General features: G+C 66.0%; 18 protein-coding genes. 9 read left to right on the top strand and 9 right to left on the bottom strand.

What is annotated here, in order from left to right; translation table 11 throughout:
* Window positions 1-10: 10 nt before the first annotated feature.
* From VSR34_RS11170 to araH, 7 genes are all read left to right on the top strand, one after another.
* The gene (locus VSR34_RS11170; protein WP_028230194.1) at window positions 11-1,762 is read left to right on the top strand and encodes an IlvD/Edd family dehydratase; all 1,752 of its coding nucleotides are present in this window, start codon (window positions 11-13) and stop codon (window positions 1,760-1,762) included.
* Between the two features lie 28 nt (window positions 1,763-1,790).
* Window positions 1,791-3,368, top strand: a complete 1,578-nt coding sequence (locus VSR34_RS11165) for an aldehyde dehydrogenase (NADP(+)) (RefSeq protein WP_342962514.1) — start codon at window positions 1,791-1,793, stop codon at window positions 3,366-3,368.
* A 102-nt stretch (window positions 3,369-3,470) separates the two neighbouring features.
* Window positions 3,471-4,400 (top strand): dihydrodipicolinate synthase family protein, encoded by a 930-nt coding sequence (locus VSR34_RS11160; protein ID WP_342962497.1) that lies wholly within the window; start codon window positions 3,471-3,473, stop codon window positions 4,398-4,400.
* Between the two features lie 67 nt (window positions 4,401-4,467).
* Window positions 4,468-5,397: a Gfo/Idh/MocA family oxidoreductase gene (locus tag VSR34_RS11155; RefSeq protein ID WP_028230197.1), complete on the top strand. Its 930-nt coding sequence runs from the start codon at window positions 4,468-4,470 to the stop codon at window positions 5,395-5,397.
* Between the two features lie 58 nt (window positions 5,398-5,455).
* Window positions 5,456-6,460 (top strand): arabinose ABC transporter substrate-binding protein, encoded by a 1,005-nt coding sequence (locus VSR34_RS11150; RefSeq protein ID WP_028211259.1) that lies wholly within the window; start codon window positions 5,456-5,458, stop codon window positions 6,458-6,460.
* Between the two features lie 38 nt (window positions 6,461-6,498).
* Entirely contained in the window at window positions 6,499-8,067 is a 1,569-nt protein-coding gene (araG, locus tag VSR34_RS11145) for an L-arabinose ABC transporter ATP-binding protein AraG (RefSeq protein ID WP_028230198.1), read from the top strand.
* 88 nt (window positions 8,068-8,155) lie between these two features.
* The gene (araH, locus tag VSR34_RS11140; RefSeq protein WP_028211261.1) at window positions 8,156-9,166 is read left to right on the top strand and encodes an L-arabinose ABC transporter permease AraH; all 1,011 of its coding nucleotides are present in this window, start codon (window positions 8,156-8,158) and stop codon (window positions 9,164-9,166) included.
* Window positions 9,167-9,228: 62 nt separating this feature from the next.
* Here araH and VSR34_RS11135 read toward each other — a convergent pair whose 3' ends face one another.
* From VSR34_RS11135 to VSR34_RS11120, 4 genes are read right to left on the bottom strand one after another with little or no spacing between them, the layout of a single operon-like run.
* On the bottom strand, window positions 9,229-9,954 hold the full coding sequence (locus tag VSR34_RS11135; RefSeq protein ID WP_028211262.1) for a FadR/GntR family transcriptional regulator: 726 nt from the start codon (window positions 9,952-9,954) through the stop codon (window positions 9,229-9,231).
* Window positions 9,955-10,014: 60 nt separating this feature from the next.
* The gene (locus VSR34_RS11130) at window positions 10,015-10,836 is read right to left on the bottom strand and encodes an ATP-binding cassette domain-containing protein (RefSeq protein WP_028211263.1); all 822 of its coding nucleotides are present in this window, start codon (window positions 10,834-10,836) and stop codon (window positions 10,015-10,017) included.
* Window positions 10,836-11,846, bottom strand: a complete 1,011-nt coding sequence (locus tag VSR34_RS11125; RefSeq protein WP_028230199.1) for an ABC transporter permease — start codon at window positions 11,844-11,846, stop codon at window positions 10,836-10,838. Before VSR34_RS11125 ends, VSR34_RS11130 begins: the two co-directional genes overlap by 1 nt.
* Window positions 11,847-11,871: 25 nt before the next feature.
* Window positions 11,872-12,975, bottom strand: coding sequence for a sugar ABC transporter substrate-binding protein (locus VSR34_RS11120; RefSeq protein ID WP_028211265.1), 1,104 nt, complete (start codon window positions 12,973-12,975; stop codon window positions 11,872-11,874).
* Between VSR34_RS11120 and VSR34_RS11115 the strand changes: the two genes are divergently transcribed.
* A complete protein-coding gene (locus VSR34_RS11115; RefSeq protein WP_028211266.1) occupies window positions 12,974-13,177 on the top strand; it encodes a hypothetical protein in 204 nt (67 codons plus the stop codon). The genes VSR34_RS11120 and VSR34_RS11115 overlap by 2 nt on opposite strands.
* A 53-nt stretch (window positions 13,178-13,230) precedes the next feature.
* Here the strand turns inward: VSR34_RS11115 and yjfF are convergent, their stop codons facing one another.
* The 4 genes from yjfF to VSR34_RS11095 all read right to left on the bottom strand — a co-directional run bounded on the left by yjfF (window position 13,231) and on the right by VSR34_RS11095 (window position 18,030).
* Window positions 13,231-14,373, bottom strand: a complete 1,143-nt coding sequence (gene yjfF, locus VSR34_RS11110; RefSeq protein WP_081715944.1) for a galactofuranose ABC transporter, permease protein YjfF — start codon at window positions 14,371-14,373, stop codon at window positions 13,231-13,233.
* Between the two features lie 34 nt (window positions 14,374-14,407).
* On the bottom strand, window positions 14,408-15,445 hold the full coding sequence (locus VSR34_RS11105) for an ABC transporter permease (protein WP_342962496.1): 1,038 nt from the start codon (window positions 15,443-15,445) through the stop codon (window positions 14,408-14,410).
* Window positions 15,442-16,965: a sugar ABC transporter ATP-binding protein gene (locus VSR34_RS11100; protein WP_342962495.1), complete on the bottom strand. Its 1,524-nt coding sequence runs from the start codon at window positions 16,963-16,965 to the stop codon at window positions 15,442-15,444. Before VSR34_RS11100 ends, VSR34_RS11105 begins: the two co-directional genes overlap by 4 nt.
* Before the next feature lie 96 nt (window positions 16,966-17,061).
* On the bottom strand, window positions 17,062-18,030 hold the full coding sequence (locus tag VSR34_RS11095) for an ABC transporter substrate-binding protein (RefSeq protein WP_028211270.1): 969 nt from the start codon (window positions 18,028-18,030) through the stop codon (window positions 17,062-17,064).
* Window positions 18,031-18,295: 265 nt separating this feature from the next.
* Between VSR34_RS11095 and VSR34_RS11090 the strand changes: the two genes are divergently transcribed.
* Window positions 18,296-20,038 carry an IlvD/Edd family dehydratase gene (locus VSR34_RS11090; RefSeq protein ID WP_028211271.1) on the top strand — a complete coding sequence of 581 codons (1,743 nt, stop codon included), beginning with the start codon at window positions 18,296-18,298 and terminating at the stop codon, window positions 20,036-20,038.
* Window positions 20,039-20,123: 85 nt separating this feature from the next.
* Here the strand turns inward: VSR34_RS11090 and VSR34_RS11085 are convergent, their stop codons facing one another.
* On the bottom strand, window positions 20,124-21,146 hold the full coding sequence (locus VSR34_RS11085) for an NAD-dependent epimerase/dehydratase family protein (RefSeq protein WP_342962494.1): 1,023 nt from the start codon (window positions 21,144-21,146) through the stop codon (window positions 20,124-20,126).
* Between the last annotated feature and the right edge of the window lie 82 nt (window positions 21,147-21,228).

Here is a 21,228-nt window from a genome sequence, read left to right as displayed (position 1 = left end):
GACGATCACGATGTCGGAAACCAAATTCAAGCTGCGCTCCCAACAGTGGTTCGGCACCACGGACAAGAACGGCTTCATGTACCGAAGCTGGATGAAGAATCAGGGTATTCCCGATCACGAATTCGACGGCCGGCCGATCATCGGCATCTGCAACACGTGGTCGGAACTGACGCCCTGCAACGCGCACTTCCGCAAGCTCGCGGAGCACGTGAAGCGCGGCATCTATGAAGCGGGCGGCTTCCCCGTCGAATTTCCCGTGTTCTCCAACGGCGAATCGAACCTGCGCCCGTCGGCCATGCTCACGCGCAATCTCGCTTCCATGGACGTGGAAGAGGCGATCCGCGGCAACCCCATCGACGCCGTCGTGCTGCTGTGCGGCTGCGACAAGACCACGCCCGCGCTCCTGATGGGCGCGGCGAGCGTGGACGTGCCCGCTATCGTCGTGACGGGCGGCCCGATGCTCAACGGCAAGCACGAAGGGCGCGATATCGGCTCGGGCACGGTGGTCTGGAGGCTGCACGAGGAGCTGAAGGCGGGCGAGATCAACCTGCACCAGTTCCTTTCTGCCGAAGCGGGTATGTCGCGCTCGGCGGGCACCTGCAACACCATGGGCACCGCCTCGACGATGGCCTGCATGGCCGAGTCGCTGGGCGTTTCGCTGCCGCACAACGCCGCGATTCCGGCTGTCGATGCGCGCCGCTACGTGCTCGCGCACATGTCGGGCATCCGCATCGTGCAGATGGCGCTGGAGGATCTGAAGCTCTCGAAGATCCTTACGCGTGAGGCGTTCGAGAACGCGATCCGCACGAACGCGGCCATCGGCGGCTCGACCAACGCCGTGATCCACCTGAAGGCGATCGCCGGCCGCATCGGCGTCGATCTCGAACTGGAAGACTGGCAGCGCATTGGCCGCAACACGCCGACCATCGTCGACCTGCAGCCGTCGGGCCGCTTCCTGATGGAAGAGTTCTATTACGCGGGTGGCCTGCCGGCCGTGCTGCGCCGGCTGGGTGAAGCGAACCTGCTGCCGCATCCCGATGCGCTCACCGTGAACGGCAAGTCCATCTGGGACAACGTGCGCGAGGCGCCGAACTACAACGACGAAGTGATTCGTCCGCTCGACAAGCCATTGATCGCGGACGGCGGTATCTGTATCCTGCGCGGCAATCTCGCGCCGCGCGGCGCGGTGCTGAAGCCTTCGGCGGCCACGCCCGAGCTGCTCAAGCATCGCGGGCGCGCCGTGGTGTTCGAGAACTTCGATCACTACAAGGCGACCATCGGCGACGAATCGCTCGACGTGGACAAGGACTCGATCCTCGTGATGAAGAACTGCGGCCCGCGCGGCTACCCCGGCATGGCCGAGGTCGGCAACATGGGCCTGCCGCCCAAGCTGCTGCGTCAGGGCGTGAAGGACATGGTGCGAATTTCGGACGCGCGCATGAGCGGCACGGCTTACGGCACGGTGGTGCTGCACGTCGCGCCCGAAGCCGCCGCGGGCGGGCCGCTCGCGGCCGTGCGCAACGGCGACTGGATCGAGCTCGACTGCGAATCGGGCCGGCTGCATCTGGACATCAGCGACGAGGAACTCGCGCGCCGCTTGAGCGACGTCGATCCGGCCGCGGCGCCAGGCGTGTCCGAGCAACTGGGCAAGGGCGGCTATGCGCGCCTCTATGTCGATCACGTGCTGCAGGCCGACGAAGGATGCGATCTCGATTTCCTCGTGGGCAAGCGCGGGGCCGCGGTGCCACGGCATTCGCACTGATGCGCGCTGAAGGCTTTTGATCATGACAATGCAAATCACTGGCGAACTGTTGATCGGTGGACGCGCGAAGCGCGGCGAAGGCGTGGCGTTTCGGGCGATCGATGCCGCGAGCAATGAACCAATCGAGCAGCCGGTCTTCCATGGCGCGCTCGACCGCGATGTCGAAGCGGCCTGCGATCTCGCGGACGAAGCGTTCGACATCTATCGCACGCTGCCTGCCGCGAAGCGCGCGCAATTCCTCGACGATTGCGCGGCGCGCATCGAAGCGCTCGGCGACCCACTCGTGGAACGCGCCATGGCCGAAACCGGCCTGCCGCGCGCGCGGCTGGAGGGCGAGCGCACGCGCACCGCAAGCCAGCTGCGCATGTTCGCGTCGCTCGTGAGAAGCGGTGACTCGCTCGACGTGCGCATTGAGCCCGCACTGCCCGAGCGGCAGCCGCCGCGCACCGATCTGCGCTTCTGGCGCATCGGCGTGGGTCCGGTCGCGGTGTTCGGCGCGAGCAATTTTCCGCTCGCATTCTCGGTCGCCGGCGGCGATACGGCTTCGGCGCTGGCCGCGGGTTGTCCCGTGGTCGTGAAGGCGCATCCCGCGCATCCAGGCACGTCGGAACTGGTGGGCCGCGCGATCCAGCAAGCGGTCGCGGCGGCGGGCTTGCCCGAAGGCGTGTTCTCGCTGTTGTTCGACGCGGGCCACGACGTGGGCAGCGCGCTCGTGCGCCATCCGGCGATTCGGGCGGTCGGCTTCACGGGCTCGCGCGCGGGCGGTCTCGCGCTGATGAAACTCGCGGCGGCGCGCGCGGAGCCGATTCCCGTCTATGCTGAAATGAGCAGCGTGAATCCGAACTTGCTGCTGCCCGGCGCGCTCGCCGCGCGCGGCGAGACGCTGGCGCGCGAATTCGCGGCATCGGCGACGCTGGGCTGCGGCCAGTTCTGCACCAATCCCGGCCTGATGCTCGGCGTCGCGGGCGAAGCGTTCGACGCGTTCGCTGCGAACGCCGCGCGCGAGTTCAGCGCGGCCGCGGCGGGCGTGATGCTGACGCCGGGAATCCTGCGCGCCTACGAGCTCGGCATCGACCGTCTCACGCGGCATCCGAAGGTCACGACGCTCGCACGCGGCGCCGCGGCGCCCGGACGCGCGCAAGCGGCGTTGCTGCGCGTGAGCGCCGGCGATCTGCTGGCGGACGCCGCGCTCGGCGAGGAAGTGTTCGGCCCGAGCAGCGTGCTGGTCGAATGCGCGAACGAAAGCGAACTGCGCGCCGTGCTGCGCAAGATCGAAGGGCAGTTGACGATCACGCTTCACGCGCAAGCGGATGACGCCGACCTCGTTCGCACGCTCCTGCCGCTCATCGAGCGCAAGGCGGGCCGCGTGCTCGCCAACGGCTTTCCAACCGGCGTGGAGGTCTGCGATGCGATGGTCCATGGTGGCCCGTTCCCGGCCACCTCGGACGGACGCAGCACATCGGTGGGTACGGCGGCGATCGAGCGTTTCCTGCGGCCGGTCTGCTACCAGAATCTCGCCGATGCGTGGTTGCCCGAGGCGCTGCGCGAAGCGAATCCGCTCCACGTGAGGCGGCGCTACGCAGGCAAGGCCGAAGGACAGCAATGACAGCAGCTCGCGCCGTCGGGCGCAGCGGGCATGCGCCACGAGCAGGCATCGAGCGGATCGTGAAGGCGCGGCCCGCCCCCTTTTCCAAGCAGGACTGAAGACATGACTACGAGCCGTACGCCCCGCTACCAGGGCATTTTCCCCGTCGTGCCGACCACGTTCGCCGAAACGGGCGAGCTGGATCTGGCAAGCCAGAAACGCGCTGTCGATTTCATGATCGACGCGGGCTCGGACGGCCTGTGCATACTCGCGAATTTTTCGGAGCAGTTCTCGCTCTCCGACGACGAACGCGAGACAATCACGCGCACCGTGCTCGAGCACGTGGCGGGCCGCGTGCCCGTGATCGTGACGACCACGCACTACGGCACGACCGTCGCCGCCGCGCGCAGCAAGCGCGCCCAGGAGCAGGGCGCGGCGATGGTCATGCTCATGCCGCCGTATCATGGCGCGACCTTCCGCGTGCCCGAGCAGCAGATCTACGACTTCTACGCGCGCGTGTCCGACGCCATCGACATTCCCATCATGATCCAGGACGCGCCCGCGAGCGGCACCGTGCTCAGCGCCGCGTTCCTCGCGCGCATGGCGCGCGAGATCGAGCAGGTGTCGTACTTCAAGATCGAAACGCCGGGCGCAGCGAACAAGCTGCGCGAGCTGATCAAGCTCGCGGGCGAAGCGGCCGAAGGCCCGTGGGACGGCGAGGAAGCCATCACGCTGCTCGCGGACCTGAACGCGGGCGCAACGGGTTCGATGACGGGCGGCGGCTTCCCGGACGGCATTCGCCCGATCATCGAAGCCCACCGCGAAGGCCGCGCGGACGACGCATTCGCGCTCTACCAGAAGTGGCTGCCGCTCATCAATCACGAGAACCGCCAGGCGGGCCTGCTCGCGTGCAAGTCGCTGATGAAGGAAGGGGGCGTGATCGAGTGCGAACTGCCGCGCCACCCGCTGCCCGCGATGCATCCCGCGACGCGCGCCGAGCTGATCGATATTGCGCGCCGCCTCGATCCGCTCGTGCTGCGCTGGGGTAAGTGAATCGTTCGTCATCCAGAATAAAAATCACCCTGATTCCGTGACAACGCGACAGGGACGGAGAAACCTCATGAAAGCGTCCTATACCCTGGGCATCGTCGGCGTAGGCAAGATCGCGCGCGACCAGCATCTGCCCGCCATCGCGGGTAATCCCGGCTTCGAGCTGGTGGCGAGCGCGAGCCGCAACGCTCAGGTGGAGAACGTGCGCAACTACACCGACATCGGCGCGCTGCTGGCGGCCGAGTCCGACCTCGACGCGGTCTCGCTGTGCGCGCCGCCGCAGGTGCGCTACGCGCAGGCGCGCGCCGCGCTCGAAGCGGGCAAGCACGTGATGCTGGAAAAGCCGCCGGGCGCGAGCGTGAGCGAGATCGAGGCGCTGCGCGAACTCGCGCAAAAGCGTGGCCGCACGTTGTTCGCCACGTGGCATTCGCGCTGCGCGAGCGCCGTGGAGCCGGCGCGCGCATGGCTCGCCGGGCGCACCATCCGCGCCGTGCACGTGCGCTGGAAGGAAGACGTGCGCCGCTGGCATCCGGGCCAGCAGTGGATCTGGGAACCGGGCGGCCTTGGCGTGTTCGATCCGGGCATCAATGCGCTTTCCATCGTCACGCGTATCCTGCCGCGCGAGGTGCTGCTGCGCGGCGCGACGCTGCACGTGCCGGCCGATTGCGCCACGCCGATCGCCGCGGAACTCGACTGCATCGACACCGATGGCGTGCCCGTGCGCGCCGAGTTCGACTGGCGCCACGGCCCCGTCGAACAATGGGAAATCGACGTGGAAACCACCGATGGCCTGCTCGCGATCACCGAAGGCGGCAAGCGCCTGGCGATTGCGGGCGAGCCGGTCGCGCTCGAAGCCGAACGCGAATATGCCGCGCTCTATGACCGCTTTCACTGGTTGATCGCCCACGGCACCGACGACGTCGACGTGCGCCCGCTGCGCCTCGTGGCCGACGCGTTCCTGCTCGGCAGGCACGTCGAGGTCGAGGCCTTCGGCCACTGATCGCTTTTTTGCCGCAGTTGCATCGATATGCAACAACCACACCTGAGGAGACAGGAGCATGACCAGCAAGATCCGCCGCTTGACCCTTCGTGCCGCGTTCGCGGCGATGTGCATCGCGCCGCTCGGCATGAACATGGCGGCGCACGCCGACTCGCCCGTGAAGATCGGCTTCCTCGTGAAGATGCCGGAACAGGCATGGTTCATCAACGAGCAGAAAGCCGCCACGGCGCTCGGCCAGAAGGAGAACTTCTCGGTCGTGAACATCGGCACGCCGGACGGCGAGAAGGTGCTCGCCGCCATCGACAACCTGGGCGCGCAAGGCGCGCAGGGCTTCGTGATCTGCGCGCCCGACGTGCGTCTCGGACCGGCCATTCAGGCGCGCGCGAAGCGCTACAACATGAAGTTCGTGACGGTGGACGACCAGCTCGTCGACTCCGCGGGCAAGCCGCTCGCCAATGTGCCGCACCTCGGCATGTCGGCGTTCAAGATCGGCAACCAGGTGGGCCAGGCGATCAGCGACGAAATGAAGAAGCGCGGCTGGAAGCCGGAAGAAGTGGGCGCGCTGCGCATCACCGACTATGAGCTGCCGACGGCGAAGCTGCGCACGGACGGCGCGACGCAGTCGCTGCTGGCCGGCGGCTTCAAGAAGGAAAACATCTTCGACGCGCCGCAAAAGACCACCGACGACGAAGGCGGCTTCAATGCGGCGTCGCCCGTGCTGGCGCAGCATCCGAACATCAAGAAGTGGGTGGTGTTCGCACTCAACGAGGAAAGCGTGCTGGGCGCCGTGCGCGCGACCGAACAGCTGCACATTCCGGCTGCGGACGTGATCGGCGTGGGCATCAACGGCGCGGGCGAAGCGTTCGCCGAATTCCAGAAGAAGCAGCCCACGGGCTTCTATGGCACGATCGCGGTCAGCTCGACGAACCACGGCAAGGAAAGCACCGAGAACCTCGTCGACTGGATCCGCAACGGCAAGCAGCCGGCCGCCGACACGCAGACCACCGGCAAGCTGATGACGCGCGACAACTGGACGGCCGTGCGCAGCGAGCTGGGTATCTAAGGACTGCGTAGCAGTGCACAGGAAAGGGCAGGGATGCAATGACTGAAACGATGACACACGCGAGCGCGCAGGCACGAGCGAACGCGGCGCGGAACGCGAATGCGGGCGCTCAACAGGGGAATCGCGCCTATCTGGAGCTCGACGGCATCACCGTGAGCTTCCCGGGCGTGCGCGCGCTCGACCGCGTGGCGCTCGACGTGCGAGCGGGCGAGGTGCACGGCCTGATGGGCGAGAACGGCGCGGGCAAGTCCACGCTGCTCAAGGTGCTCTCGGGCGTGAACCAGCCACAGGAAGGCACGCTGAGGCTCGGTGGCGAGGAGCATCGCTTCACGACCACGAAGGCCGCGCTCGACGCGGGCATCGCGATCATCTATCAGGAACTGCATCTCGTGCCCGAGCTGACGGTGGCGGAAAACCTGATGCTCGGGCAATTGCCCAACCGCCTCGGCGTGCTGGACGAAGGCACGCTCGTCAAGCGCGCGATGGACGAACTCAAGCGCCTCGGCGAGCGCATCGATCCGCGCACGCCCGTGAAGAACCTCTCCATCGGCCAGCGGCAGATGATCGAGATCGGCAAGGCGCTCATGCGCGACGCACGCGTGATCGCCTTCGACGAACCGACCAGCTCGCTTTCGGCGCGCGAGACCGAGAACCTCTTTCGCATCATCAACGCGCTGCGCGCCGACGGGCGCGCGATCATCTATGTCACGCACCGCATGGACGAAGTCTATGAGCTGTGCGACCGCGTGACGGTGTTCCGCGACGGCAAGCGCATCGAGACGTTCGACTCCGTGGCCGATCTGGACCGCAACCGTCTCATTGCCGCGATGGTGGGCCGCTCGATCGAAGATGTCTACGGCTACCGTCCGCGCGAAGCGGGCGACGTGCTGCTCGAAGCGAAGGGCCTGCTCGGGCCGGGCCTTGCCGAGCCCGTGTCGTTCGCGGCGCGGCGCGGCGAGATCGTCGGCTTCTTCGGCCTGGTGGGCGCGGGGCGCTCGGAGTTGATGAAGCTCATTTACGGCGCCACGCGCGCGAGCGCGGGCCACGTCGAGCTGGACGGCAAGCGCGTGAACTTCGCGAGCCCGCGCGACGCGGTGCGCGCGGGCCTCGCGCTGTGTCCCGAGGATCGCAAGCAGGAGGGTATCGTCGCGATCGCCTCGGTGGCCGACAACCTCAACATCAGCGCGCGCCGCCACTTCAGCCCCGCGCGTTTCCTCCTCGACGCGCGGCGCGAGCGCGACCTCGCGCAGGATTACATCAAGAAACTCGCGATCAAGACGCGCAACGGCGAAACGGCCATCGGCACGCTATCGGGCGGCAACCAGCAGAAGGTGATTCTTTCGCGCTGGCTGGCCGAGCGCATCGAAGTGTTCCTGATGGACGAGCCCACGCGCGGCATCGACGTGGGCGCGCGCGCCGAGATCTACAACCTGCTTTACGAGCTCGCGGAAGCGGGCAAGACCGTGATCATGGTGTCGAGCGACCTCGCCGAGGTGATCGGCGTGGCGGACCGCATCATCGTGATGCGCGAAGGGCGCATTGCGGGCAGCGTGCCGAAAGCCGAGGCCTCGCCCGACGAGCTGATCAGGATGGCGCTGCCGCGCTGAACGAACGCTCTTTGTTTTTGCCTTGCCGGTCGCGCGCGAAGCGAATGCTAGCGAAGCCGTGCGACCGATCCGAAACGATGAACCAGAAATGAGTGAAGCCATGCAGCCACAGGGCACTCCCGTAGTCAACGAAGCCGCCGCGCCCATTACCGCACAGCGCGCGCGTGCGTGGGACATGATCAACAAGTCGGGCATCGTGGTGGTGTTCGTGGTGCTGTTCGCGGTGCTTTCCGCGACGGTGCCCGACTTCCTCACGACCCGCAACATTCAGGGCTTGCTGCTCTCCGTCACGCTGATCGGCTCGATCGCCGTCACGATGATGTTCGTGCTCGCGCTGGGCGAAGTCGACCTTTCGGTCGCCTCGATCGTCGCGTTCTCGGGCGTGGTGGCCTCCACCGTCATCACGCAGTCGCATAGCGTGCTGCTCGGCATTACGGCGGGCGTGCTCGCGGGTGGCGCGGTGGGCCTCGTGAACGGCGTGCTGATCGCGCGCTTCAAGATCAACTCGCTGATCGCCACGCTCGCGATGATGGAAGCGGTGCGCGGCCTCGCGTTCCTCACCTCGAACGGCGACGCCGTGATGATCTCCGAAGAGCGCTTCTTCGACCTGGGCGGCGGCTCGTTCCTCGGCATCTCGTTCCCGATCTGGAGCAACATCATCGGATTCGTGCTGTTCGGCTTTCTGCTGAAGAAAACCGTGTTCGGCAAGAACGTGCTCGCGGTGGGCGGCAACAGCGAAGCGGCGCGGCTTGCGGGTCTGCCCGTCACGCGCATCAAGATCACGGTATTCGTGCTGCAAGGGCTCGTTACGGGCTTCGCGGGCGTGATGCTGGCCTCGCGCATGAGCCTCGGCGACCCGAAGACTTCCGTGGGCCTCGAACTCGGCGTGATTTCGGCGTGCGTGTTGGGCGGCGTTTCGCTCACGGGCGGCGTGGCGACGATCTCGGGCGTGCTCGTGGGCGTGCTCATCATGGGCGCCGTGCAGGACGCCATGAGCCTCATGAACGTGCCGACGTTCTACCAGTACCTGATTCGCGGCGGGATTCTGCTGCTCGCGGTGCTGTTCGACCAGTTCCGCCGCAGCAAGCGGGCGGTGTGAGCGGGCAGCGCTTCGATGGGCCGCCATGCGCTTCCAGCGCGGCGGCCCGCTTGATCGAGCGGCTAGGTGTCCAGTCCGGCACCGCCGAGAATGGACTTGGCGTCGGCCCGCGCATTGTCGAGCTGCACCACGCTCGCCTGCCGCGCCGCCAGTGCGTCGCCGTGCTCGATGGCCGTGAGAATTGCCTTGTGGCGCGGCAACGAGAGCGCATGCGTGTTGGGATGGCGGCTCGTGAGCTTGATCGACTCGGAAAGCGCGAGCGAAAGCATGTTGCCGATGTACGCGAGCATGTCGTTATGCGTCGCCGCCATGATCGCGCGATGGAATTCCAGATCGGGCTCGAGCAGGTCGGCGGCGGTTTGCGCCTTTTCCATGCGCGCAAACGCGGCGGAAATGCGCGCGCGGTCTTCGCCGGTGGCCGAGATCGCCGCGAGCGCCGCGGCCGCGGGCTCGATGATCTGCCGCACCGTCATGAGCGAGCGGAAGAACTCGCCTTCGGGAATGCTGTTGACGGTCCAGTACAACACGTCGGGGTCGAGCATGTGCCATTCTTCGCGCGGGCGCACCACACTGCCCACGCGCGGCTTCGAAACCACGAGGCCCTTGGCGACCAGCACGCGCGTGGCTTCGCGCAAGACCGGCCGGCTCACGCCGTAGGTTTCGCATAGGGTGGGCTCGGCGGGCAGGCGTTGCCCGGGCGCGAGCGCGCCGCCCACGATCTGCATGCCGAGCTCCTGCACGATGCGCGCGTGCATGCTCTTGCGTTTCTCTAGTTTGCGGTAATCCATGATGGTCCGGCCGGGGCTACCCGATCGGAATGTTCCCCCTGTAGTGGGCCCTTAGTGGGCTCAATTCGCGCTGGTGGCGCGCATGGCCCGGTATTCCCGCCGCACGATATCCATCAGTTCAGCGACCGAGGTATTGGCGCTGCGCTGCTCGTATGTCACGCGGCCTCGCTGCATCAACATGATGCGATCCGCGATATCGAGCGTCTGCGCATAGTTGTGCATGATCATGATAATCGATAGGCCGCCTTTTTCCTTCAACCGCATGACAAGATCGATGATGAGGGCCGCCTCGCGGGCCCCCATCGCGGCGAGCGGTTCGTCGAGCAGGAGGATTCTGGCGTTCGAATGCACGGCGCGCGCCACGGCGATGGCCTGGCGCTGGCCGCCCGAAAGGCGCTCCACGGGGAGGTCCACGGAGGGGACGTGCACGCCGATGTCATCGAGGAGTTGCGCCGCGCGCGCCCGCATCTGCTTGTGGTCCAGCAGTTTGATCGGACCTTTGCGGACGATCTCGCGGTTCAGAAACATGTTGTGGTAAATGCTCAGCGAATTGGCGAGCGCGAGATCCTGATAAACGCATTCGATGCCGAGCGAGCGCGCATGATCGACGGACCGCAGCAGCGTTTCATTGCCGTCGATATGCAGCGTGCCGCTCGTCTGTTGGTGAAAACCCGTAAGGATCTTGACGAGCGTGGATTTCCCGGCGCCGTTGTCGCCGAGGATGCCAAGGATTTCACCTCGGCCGAGCGTGAGCGAGACGCCATCGAGCGCCGTGACTGCCCCGAAGCGCTTGACGATGTTGTCGCCGCGCAGCGCGAGCGGGGCGTCGGCCGTGGGGTTGGCCGTGCCCGGGCCCGCAGGGGAGGCCTGCGATTCGTCCATCATCGGCTCCCTTTGCGGCGCAGGCGCCCTACGTGAATATTGAAGACCATGGCTGCGAGAATCGCCGCGCCGAGGATGATGTTGAACGTGAAGGCGTTGATGCCGATGAGCGTGAAGCCGTCGTTGAGAATGCCGAGCACCGCCGCGCCGATCAGGCCGCCCACGATCGTGCCCGAGCCGCCCGTGAGCGGCGTGCCGCCGATCACGGCCGAAGCCACGGCGAGGAACATGATCTGGTTGCCGCCCGCCTGCGGGTCGATCGAGGTGATGCGAAAGCCTTCCAGAATGCCGGTGAAGCCCGCGAGCACGGCGGCAAGAATGAAGTTGCCGAGGCGCAGCCGGTTCACATGAATGCCGGCCTCGCTCGCGCCCAGCGGGTTCGCGCCCGCCGCCTGGGTATGCAGGCCCCAGCGGGTGTGCCGCAGCAGCACGTGCATCGCGAAGGCGATCACGACCGTCCAGAGGATCTCGCTATAGCCCCAAGCGCCCATGAAGGCCGCGAACTCGGGCGAGCCCGGCGTCTGCACCGGCGTGCCGCGCGAAACGGTGAGCGTGATGCCGTTGATGAGAAAGAGCGTGCCGAGCGTCGTGACGAACGAGGGCAGGCGCAGCCACACGGTCACGGCGCCGTTCACGAAGCCGACGACGGCCGCCGCCACGAGGCCGGCGATCACGGCGAGCCACATGGGCGCGCCCGCGTCGTTGGCGAACACCATCATGAACGGCGCGAACGCGAACACCATCCCGGCCGAGAGATCGATGTCGCCGCCGATCATCAGCATGATTTCGCCGAACGCGATGATCGCCACCGGCGCGATGAACTGCGAGAGGTTGACGAGGCTCGCGTTGGTGAGCAGGAAATCGCGGTTGGAGAATTCGAAGTACGCCGCGAGAATCACGGCCACGAGCAGAATGCGCAACTCGGGCGCCCACGCGGAGATCCATTGCCCGCGCGGGCGGGGCGCCCGCGCGGCAACGTCAGCCTTGCTGGTTTCGTTCACGGAGTTCATCACGCCTTTCGTTGCGCCCGGTTCGTTACGACTTGATTCCACCGCTCATCGGGACGATTTGCGGCTTGGTGGTCTTGCCTTCATAACGCGTCGAGGTGTTGAGGTACGGCTCGACGGTTTCCTTCGTCACGAACTTCAGGCCCGTGTTGGTGTCGGCGGGCCCGACCAGACCGCCCGAGGCCAGCGTCACGAACGCCTGCATCACCGTATAGAAGCCCTGCACGTACGGCTGCTGGTCGATCGTGAAGTCGAGGTAGCCTTCGTGAATGAGCTGCACCGTGGTGGGCAGCAGGTCGAAACCGCCGCCGTGCACGCCCTTCGAAGGCAGGTTCGATTCCTTCATCACCTGCGCGACGCCCTGCGTGCTGCCCGCATCCACGGCGAACATGCCCTTCAGGTCCTGGTGGCCGAGGTAGAACGACTTGATCTTCGATAGCTCTTCGTTGACGGTCGCGCCCGTCGCCACGGTCTGGATGTCGATCTTCTTGCCGGACTTCTTGATGGCGTCGCTCGCGCCATCGAGACGCGGCTGGATGTTGAGCTGGCCTGGCGTGGCGATGAAGAGCGCCACGAGTCCGCTGTCGATGAGGCTCACGATGCGCTCGCCCATCTGGTAGCCCGACAGGTACAGATCCTGGCCGATATAGGCGAGGCGCGGATTCTTCTTGCCGCGCGGCGCATCGGCGTTATAGGCGAATACCGGAATGCCCGCGTCGAGCGCCGCTTGAATGGGCTTGTCGAAGGCGGTGGGGTCGACGATCGGCACGGCGATCGCGTCGGCCTTCGCGGCGATCGCCGAATTCACGGCGCGCACCATTTCGCCAGCGTCGGAGGTGGCCGAGCCGGTCCACTGATAGTCCATGCCGAGCAGCGAGCAGGCATCCTGGATGCCGTATTGCGTCGGCACGAAGAACGGATTCGTGGTGACGTGGTTGACGAACACGATCTTCCACTTCTTGTGCGATGGGAATCCCGATTCGGCCGCCTGGGCCGACGAAATGAATCCGCCGCCGCCCACCGCGCCGAGCAGCGAGAGCGCCGCGCTTAAGCCCGCACCCTGCATCAGGCCGCGCCGGCCCGTGTCGATCAAGCTCTTGCCGTCTTTTGCATCATCCCGATCGTGCGCCATGTTTTCCTCCGGTCTTGTCTTCGTGGTCGATGTGGTCGACGTTTCGTCGAAAAGCGTGCAGATGCTGGACAGTACCGGGGAAACGCGCGCGCGGCGCTCGCGGATTCGAGCCATCGCGCGCCAGACGTCCGCAGCGAACGTGCTATCGCCGGGCGCCGACGGTACCGCAAAAAGCTTAGTGCAGCGTGATGAGGGCTCCTAATCCATGTATACCCCTAACGAATCGATGAGCGCGCCGAGGCGGCGAAAAGCGGGTTACGCACCGCCTTTCGCCCCGTGCATTCGCGGCGGCGGGCTGGCGAGCTTGGCCTGATCCATCGGTGCGGTAGCTTGCGGCCGGCGCGCCGCGCGTGGGGCGCCGCGACCGGTGCCGGTGGACTTGCGGCGCGCGGCATGGCGCTCGGTCGCGCGCTGCATGAGGCAGAACGCGCAGAGCAGGGCGCCGATCACGATGCGCGTCCACCACGAACTGAGCGTGCCGTCGAACGTAATGAGCGTCTGGATCGTGCCGAGAATGCCAACGCCGAATACCGAGCCGATCACATAGCCCACGCCGCCCGTGAGCAGCGTGCCGCCGATCACGGTCGCGGCAATGGCGTCGAGTTCCATGCCTTGCGCCTGCAGCCCGTAGCCTGAGAGCACGTAAAGCGTAAACACCACGCCGCCGAGCGCGGAGCAGAAGCCCGAGAGCGCATACACGCCGATCTTCGTGCGCGCCACCGGCAGACCCATCAGCAGTGCGGAGCGCTCGTTGCCGCCGATCGCGTAGACGTTGCGCCCGAAACGCGTGAAATGCGCGATGACGATCGCCGCAACGAGCATGGCCAGTGCAGTCAACGAGCCCGTCGTGAGCGAGCCGCTGCCCACGGGAATGTTGAATTCGGAGAGCGCGTGAAAGCCGGGGTCGTTGATCTGGATGGATTCGGTGGTGATGAGAAAGCAGGTGCCGCGCGCGAGGAACATGCCCGCGAGCGTGATGATGAAGGGCTGCAGCCGGAAGAAGTGGATCAGCGCGCCCATTGCCGCGCCGTAGAGCGCGCCGCCGAGCAGGACGAGCGGCACGACCACGGCCACGGGCCAATGCAGCTTCTCGGTGCCCACGGCGCAGAGAATCGTGGTGAGCGCGACCACGGCGCCCACGGAAAGATCGATGCCGCCCGAGATGATCACGAACGTCATGCCGATGGCGACGATCAGGAGGAACGCGTTGTCCACCAGCAGGCCGAAGGCCACCTGAAGCGAGAAGAATCCCGTGTACATGACCGAGCCGAAGCCGAACAGCACGGCGAAGAGCACGACGGTCACGACGATGGGCAGCACGCGCGGATCGACGAAGCGGATGGCGCCGCGCCGGCACGCCGCGAGCGTGTTCGACAAGGACAGGGCAGGGCGGTTCATGCTCGGCTTTCCTGGTATGGGTTCGTTGTGGGGCTCACGCGCGTGCACGGCGTGCGAGAGCAATACGCTTGAGCTGCTGGAATGCGAAGGTGCGCGCGGCGGGCGACTGGATCAGGCACACGAGCAGCACGACCACGGCCTTCACGACGAGCGTGGCCTCGGGCGGCACACCGATCGAATAGGTGGTGTAGGTGAGCGTCTGGATGATGAGCGCGCCGAGCACCGTGCCCGCCAGGCTGAAGCGCCCGCCCAGCAGCGAAGTGCCGCCGAGCGTCACGGCGAGGATCGCATCGAGTTCGAGTAGCAGGCCCGCATTGTTGCCGTCCGCGCTGCGCACGTTCGAGCTGATGAGAATGCCCGCAATGGCGGCGGTGACGCCGCAGAACGCGTATGCGCCGAACACCACGGCCTGCGACGAGAGGCCCGCAAGGCGCGCGGCCACCGGATTCACACCGATGGAGCGGACGAAGAGGCCGAGCGCGGTGCGGTTCACGATGAGCGCGGTGAGCGCGGTCACGGCGAGCGCGATCCACACGGCGCACGGCACCAGCGCGAAATAGCCGCCGCCTGCGAAGAGATAGCCGGGCGCGCCGATCGGGATGATCTGGCCGCCCGTGAGCAACTGCGCCACGCCGCGCCCCGCCACCATGAGAATGAGCGTGGCGATGATGGGCTGCATGCCGACGAAGGCCACGAGCAGTCCGTTCCAGATGCCCGCGAGCAAGCCCACGGCGAGCGCCGCGCCGAACGCCATGCCCACGCGCGAAGGATCGGCGGCGAGCACCGTGGCGGCTGCCGCGCCCGCGATCGCCACCACGGCGCCCACCGAAATGTCGATGCCGCGCGTGGCGATCACGAGCGTCATGCCGAGCGAGACCACGACGAGCGGCGCGGCGCGCATGAGGATGTCGATGGGCGCGCCGAACAGGTGGCCGCCCAGCATCGTGATCGAGAGGAAGTTGCCGCGATGCGCCACGTCCACGACGAACAGGGCGATGAGCGTCACCGCGGGCCATACGAGCGGATGGCGGATGACGAGCGAAAGCCAGGCGGGGAGAGCGGGGCGCGTCATCGACGGTCTCCGGCAATGAGGTCGTAGATCTCGTGCTCCGAGCGCGCCGCGCCCGAGAGCTCGGCCACCTTGCGCCGGTCGCGCAGCACGGCGATACGGTCGCTCACGCGCACCACTTCGCTGATCTCCGAGGAAATGAACAGAATGCCGAGGCCCTTCGCGCAGAGCGCGCGCACGCGGTCCATGATCTCGAACTTGGCGGCCACGTCGATGCCGCGCGTGGGTTCGTCGAGTATCAGGAGGCGCGGCTTCGTGGCGAGCCAGCGGGCGAGCAGCACCTTCTGCTGGTTGCCGCCCGAGAGCAGGCCGATGGGCTGCTCCGCGTCGCGCGCCTTGATGCCGAGTTGCTCGATATAGTCGTTGGCCAGTTCGCGCTGGCGCGAACGCCGGATCATGCGCCACCAGCCCAGTTGCGCCTGAAGCGCGAGCACGATGTTCTCGCGTATCGAAAGATCGGCGACGATGCCTTCCTTCTTGCGGTCCTCGGGGCAGTAGGCCATGCCGTGACGCACCGCGTCGCGCGGCGAAGCAAGCTTCACGGGCTTGCCGTTGATGTGCACCGTGCCTGCGTCGGCTTTATCGGCGCCGAAGAGCAGGCGGGCCGTTTCCGTGCGGCCCGAACCGAGCAGACCCGCGAGACCGAGAATCTGGCCCGGCTGCACCTCGAGATCGAGCGGATTGAGCACGCCGCGCCGGGCCACGCCTTGCGCGGCGAGATACGGTTCGGCATCCGAACCAGCTGTGACGGTGTGCGACGCTTCCGCCTGCGTGAGCCGCTCGCCTGCGTTCTGCAGGCCCACCATCTTCGCGACCAGGGTCTGCACCGGCAGATCGGCGGCGAGATACTCGCCTTCGCGCTCGCCGTTGCGCATCACCGTGATGCGATCGGAAATCGCGTAGGTCTGCTCCAGAAAGTGCGTGACGAACAGGATCGCGATGCCCGACGCCTTGAGCTTGCGCAGCACTTCGAACAGGCGCGCGACTTCGCCTTCGTCGAGGCTGGAGGTCGGCTCGTCGAGAATGAGGATGCGCGCATCGACCGACACGGCGCGCACAATCGCCACCATCTGCTGCATGGCGATAGGGTAAGTGTCGAGCGACTGCGTGACGTCGAGCGAGAGGTTCAGCTCCGCGAGCGCCGCTTCGGCGCGGCGATGGATTGCTTTCCAGTCGATCAGGCCGAGGCCGCGCCTGCGCGGCTGGCGGCCCGCGAAGATGTTCTCCGCGACCGAGAGGTTCGGGCAGAGATTGACTTCCTGGTAGAGCGTCTGGATGCCGGCGGCCTCCGCCATCTGCGGAGTCGGGAAATGCACGGCCTCGCCCGCGAGGCGTATCTCGCCGGCCTCGGGCTGGTGCACGCCGGTCAGCACGTTGATGAGCGTGGATTTGCCGGCGCCGTTCTGGCCCATCAGCGTGTGGATCTCGCCGGGGAACAGACGAAAATCGACCCGGTCGAGCGCGCGCACGCCGGGGAAGGTTCGGGTAAGACCGACGGTTTCGAGTATGGGGGAAACGCTCATGGGCAACCGTGGAAAAGGCCAGAGCGCGCGGCGCGCATCGCAAGTCCTTATCGTTTGATAAGGGCTACGAAGCAGGCCGCGCCGCTTGCAGCGAGTTTAGTACTTGCGCGACGGCAGCACTTGCGCCGCCACGTCCATCGGGAATACCGTTTCGTTCGTCACGATGCGCTTGGGCAACTGCTTGCCCGCCACGACGTCCTTCACGGCGCTCATGAGTTGCGGCCCGAGCAGCGGGCTGCACTCGACGTCAACATTCATCTTGCCGGCGATCATGGCCTCGAAGCCGCCCTTGGTCGCATCGAACGAGACCACGCTGATGTCCTTGCCGGGCTTCATGCCCGCTTCTTCCATGGCCTGGATTGCGCCGAGCGCCATGTCGTCGTTATGCGCGTAGACCACGTTGATCTTGTTTCCATACGTCTTGGCGAACGCTTCCATGACCTGCTTGCCGCCGGCCAGTGTGAAGTCGCCGCTTTGCGACGCGATGATCTTGAACTTCGGATCGTTTTTGATCACTTCGATGAGGCCCGAGTGACGGTCGTTGGCGGGTGCGGAGCCAACGGTCCCCTGCAACTCGACGATATTGATCGGGCCCGGATTGCTCTTGTAGTGATCTTCGAGCCACTTGCCCGCGCGGCGGCCTTCTTCCATGAAGTCCGAACCGATCATCGTCACGTAGAGCGACTGGTCTTTCACGTCGATGTTGCGGTCCGTGAGGATCACAGGAATCTTCGCGCGCTTCGCTTCCTGGAGCACCGGCTCCCAGCCCGATTCCACCACGGGCGAGAACGCGATGACGTCCACCTTCTGGGCGATATACGAGCGGATCGCCTTGATCTGGTTTTCCTGCTTTTGCTGGGCGTCCGAGAACTTGAGGTTGATGCCGGCGTCCTTGGCGGCCGCCTTGACCGACACGGTGTTCGCCGTGCGCCAGGCGCTTTCCGCGCCGACCTGCGCAAAACCTAACGTGATCTGCTTGTCTTCGGCGTGCGCGACGCCCGCCGCCAACGAAAAAGCGGCCGCCGCTGCGACGAGCCCGCTCACCATGCGAATTGCCAGTTTCATGCGTGTCTCCGATGTAGCTCTGTGCGTTGTATTTCTTTAATCCATGGCGCTACACCCGCGTCCATCACGGCCGGACAGAATCACGAGAGTATCGCGCCATCCCTGACCTCCGGGTATCCTTGCGGTACACCGTCGGCCGCCCCTGCTGACCACAATAGACAAACTATATGCAACGTCATCGACGGTTTCGATTAGCGTTTTCCCGGTAAGCTACGACCATATAGTCATGCTATTTATAGGTCTTTCTCACTAAGTGGGCAGAGCCATGAACACCCGTAAGCCCAAGCTTCGCTCGGCCGCGTGGTTCGGCACCGTGGACAAAAACGGCTTCATGTACCGAAGCTGGATGAAGAATCAGGGGATTCCCGATCACGAGTTCGTCGGCAAGCCGATTATCGGCATTTGCAATACGTGGTCCGAATTGACGCCATGCAACGCGCATTTTCGCAAGCTCGCGGAACACGTGAAGCGAGGCGTATTCGAGGCGGGCGGCTTTCCGGTCGAGTTTCCGGTTTTCTCGAACGGGGAATCGAACTTGCGGCCCACGGCGATGTTCACGCGCAACCTCGCTTCCATGGATGTTGAGGAATCCATAAGAGGCAACCCCGTCGATGCCGTGGTGCTGCTGGTGGGATGCGACAAGACCACGCCCGCGCTGCTGATGGGGGCGGCGAGCTGCGACGTGCCGGCCATCGCCGTGACGGGCGGCCCGATGCTCAACGGCAAGCACGAAGGCCATGACATCGGCTCGGGCACGGTTGTGTGGCAACTGAGCGAGCAGGTGAAGGCGGGCAAGATCTCGATGCACGAGTTCATGTCGGCGGAGTCGGGCATGTCGCGCTCGGCGGGCACGTGCAACACCATGGGCACGGCTTCGACCATGGCCTGCATGGCCGAGGCGCTGGGCGTCACGCTGCCGCACAACGCGGCGATTCCCGCTGTGGATGCACGCCGCTACGTGCTCGCGCATATGTCGGGCATGCGCATCGTGGAAATGGCGCTCGAAGATTTGCGCCTCTCGAAGCTCCTCACGCGCGCGGCGTTCGAGAACGCGATTCGCACGAATGCGGCCATCGGCGGGTCGACCAATGCGGCGATACACCTGAAGGCGATCGCGGGGCGCATTGGCGTGCCGCTCGAACTCGACGACTGGACGCGCATCGGGCGCGGCACACCCACCATCGTCGATCTGCAGCCGTCGGGCCGCTTTTTGATGGAGGAGTTTTATTACGCGGGCGGCTTGCCGGCCGTGCTGCGGCGCCTCGGCGAAGCGAACCTGCTGCCGCATCCCGATGCGCTCACCGCCAACGGCAAGACGCTCTGGGAGAACGTGCGCGAAGCGCCCATTCACAACGCCGAGGTGATCCGTCCGCTCGACAATCCGCTCGTAAAAGACGGCGCGCTCTGTGTGCTGCGCGGCAATCTCGCGCCGAACGGCGCGGTGTTGAAGCCTTCGGCGGCGACGCAGAAGCTGCTCAGGCATCGTGGACCGGCCGTCGTGTTCGAGAATTTCGACGATTACAAGGCCCGCATTGCCGACCCCCATCTCGACGTCAAGCCCGATTCGGTGCTGGTCATGAAGAACTGCGGACCCAAGGGTTATCCTGGCATGGCCGAGGTGGGCAACATGGGCCTGCCGCCCAAGCTGCTCGCGCAGGGGGTGACCGACATGGTGCGTGTGTCGGACGCACGCATGAGCGGCACGGCGTACGGCACGGTGGTGCTGCATGTCGCTCCCGAGGCGCGGGCGGGTGGCCCGCTCGCGATCGTGCGCGACGGCGACTGGATCGAGCTGGACTGCGAAAAGGGTACGCTGCGTGTGGATATCAGCGACGAGGTGATCATCGCGAGGCTCGACGAATGGGCCGCGAAACAGCAGCCGATAGCGGCAGATCGCAGCGGCTATCGCAAGCTCTATGTCGAGCACGTGCTGCAGGCGGACGAGGGATGCGACTTCGATTTCCTGGTGGGCTGCCGCGGCTCGGATGTGCCGAGTCATTCGCATTGAGACCGGGCGGTGACGCCTGCGTTGCGTCAGGCGCATTTGATTCGACATCCGAATAGAATGCGCCTGACGTATCGATTCCCGTCCCTCACGCCACCTTGGGCATGCGTTCATCGGCGCGCAGACATCCGAGACCCATGAGCGTCGCCTCCATGGCTTCGTCAAGCGGCGTATGGGGCTCGCGGCCGAGCGTCGCCACGAGCCGCGCATTGTCGAGCTGCAACGGCTCGCGCCACAAGTAGCGCATTTCCATCATTTCGCGCAGCGTCGTGACAAACGGCGAGACGGCGCGCACGATCGCCCAGGGAAACGGCTTGCGTTGCGGCTCTAATCCGTGACGCCTCGCCACGCGGCAAATCGCATCGACGATCTGCGTGCCATCGGCGTCCCAGTGCCCGGCCATGTGGAACGTCGCGAACGCGGGCAGCGAGTCGCGCCGCGCGATCAGTTCGAGCATCGTGCGCGCGACGTCGGGCACGTACGACCATGCATGGCCTACGCCGCGTGCGCTGGGCTGGCGCACGACCCGCACCGGCGCGCCCGCCTTGACGAGGCCTTGCGCCAACCAGCTATTGCCCACGTGCGGTCCGAAAAAGTCGCCCGCGCGCACGACGATCGAGTGCACGCCACGTTCGCTCGCGGCCTGCATGCGCCGCTCGAGTTCCACCCGAATCGCACCCTTGCGGGTGAGCGGATGCTGCGGCGAATCCTCGCGCAGCAGCGGGAACGCATCGGGCCCGTAGTTATAGACCGTGCCGGGCAGCACGACGGTCGCGCCCACGGCGGCTGCGGCGGCGAGGGTGTTGTCGATCATGGGCAGCACGACTTGCGCCCAGCGCCGGTAGCCGGGCGGGTTGACGGCATGCACGATCACCGTGCAGCCCTGTGCCGCGCGGACCACCGCTTCGCGTGAGAGCACATCGCCGTCGAGCCATTCGATGCCGCTCGCCGCCAGAGCCGCACTCGCGCCGGGCTCGGGCGCACCGCCGCGCCGCAGCGCGCGGACTTGCCAGCCGGCATCGCGCAACTGGCGCGCCACTTCGCCGCCAATCCCGCCGCTTGCGCCAAGCACGAGGACACGGTTCCGGGGATTCAGGGGGACGGCGATCATGCGGGTTCTCCTTGCGAGTGAGGTGTCATGCAGGCCATTCTGCGCCGCTTACGGCCAATAAAAAATCCCCTAAGGAAGGCGA

It is taken from the genome of Paraburkholderia sp. JHI2823, from assembly GCF_038900695.1.
Taxonomy (GTDB): Bacteria; Pseudomonadota; Gammaproteobacteria; order Burkholderiales; family Burkholderiaceae; genus Paraburkholderia; species Paraburkholderia mimosarum.
Note: the sequence above shows the minus strand (reverse complement) of the source record. Positions and strands in the feature narration are given on the sequence as shown.